We start from the raw sequence: 1,443 nt of genomic DNA, 5'->3' as shown, positions 1-1,443 counted from the left end.
AGCACATCCAGGCACATCACGTTGCCCGAGCCCTCCCAGATCGAGTTGACGGGCGCCTCGCGGAACAGGCGCGCCACCACGCTGCTGTCCACATAGCCGTTGCCACCCAGCACCTCCATGGCCTCGCCGGTCAGTTCCACCGCACGCTTGCAGATCCAGAACTTGGCGGCAGGCGTCATCACGCGCTTCCAGGCGCGCTGCGCGGGGCTGTTGTCGCGTTCGAAGGCCTCGGCCAGGCGCATGGCCAGCACCAGAGCGGCCTCGCTTTCAAGCGCCAGGTCGGCTAGCACCGTGCGCATCAGCGGCTGCTCGGCCAGCCGCTTGCCGAAGGCCTCGCGCCGGCGCGCATAGGCCAGGGCCTGCACGGTGGCCTGGCGCAGCATGGCGGCGCTGCCGATCACGCAGTTCAGCCGGGTGGTGGCGGCCATTTCGATGATGGTGGGAATGCCGCGCCCTTCCTCGCCCATCAGGATGCCCCAGGCGTCCTCGAATTCGACTTCGCTGCTCGAATTGCTGCGGTTGCCCACCTTGTCCTTGAGGCGCTGCACGTGCACCGCGTTCTTGCTGCCGTCGGGGCACCAGCGCGGCACGAAGAAGCAGGCGTGGCCGCCCTCGGCCGTGCGCGCCACCACCAGGTGCGCATCGCACATGGGCGCCGAAAAAAACCATTTGTGGCCGCGCAGCAGGTATTCACCACCGCGCCCGCCCGCACCCAGCGGCGTGGCCAGCGTGGTGTTGGCGCGCACGTCCGAGCCGCCCTGCTTTTCGGTCATGCCCATGCCCAGCCAGATCGAGCGCTTTTGGGCCAGCGGCACGTCGCGCGCGTCATAGTCGCTGCTGAACAGCGGGGTCTGCAGCTGCGCCCACAGCGCGGGCTCCTTTTGCAGCACGGGGATGCTGGCGGTGGTCATGGTGGCCGGGCACAGCGTGCCCTGTTCCACCTGGCCATGCAGGTAAAAGCCCGCGGCCCATGCCGTCCAGCGGCCCGCGTCGTTGCTTTGGAATGGATGCGCGATCAGGCCCTGCGCGCGGTACAGTGCCATCAGCGCGTGCCAGCTGGGGTGGAATTCCACCGCGTCGGCACGGCGGCCCCGTGCGTCAAAGCTGTGCAGCACGGGCGTGTGGCGGTTGGCCTGCTCGGCCAGGTGCCAGGTGTCGGCGCAGCCCAACCGTTCGCCATAGGCCGTGAGGGCCGGCACCGCGCCCTGGGCGCCGGCGCGCTGCAGGGCTTCGCCCAGCGCGGCATCGGTTGTGAGCAGGTTGAAGTCGGTCAGCTCGTCGAATTGGTTGAAAACCTCGTGAGTGGTCCAGGCCATGGTGGTGCGTCTCCGTAGTCAGTCCTGAAAGTCTAGAAAAAATGGCCCCCCCAGGTGTTCGGATTCCGCCGTTGGCGCAAGAGCGCGGCGCGGACGCGCCGCAGATACGGCGGCGCCCGCGCCAGTC

The 1,443-nt window shown here is 68.6% G+C and carries 1 protein-coding gene; it reads right to left on the bottom strand.

The features are described from left to right. Positions 1 to 1,316 (bottom strand): acyl-CoA dehydrogenase family protein (locus ACDELDRAFT_RS22430; RefSeq protein WP_005801173.1); only part of this gene is annotated, 1,316 nt, incomplete at its 3' end. Between the last annotated feature and the right edge of the window lie 127 nt (positions 1,317 to 1,443).

The organism is Acidovorax delafieldii 2AN (assembly GCF_000175235.1).
Taxonomy (GTDB): domain Bacteria; phylum Pseudomonadota; class Gammaproteobacteria; order Burkholderiales; family Burkholderiaceae_C; genus Acidovorax; species Acidovorax delafieldii_B.
The sequence above is the reverse complement of the archived record's forward strand: the minus strand, read 5'-3'. Positions and strand labels throughout refer to the sequence as shown.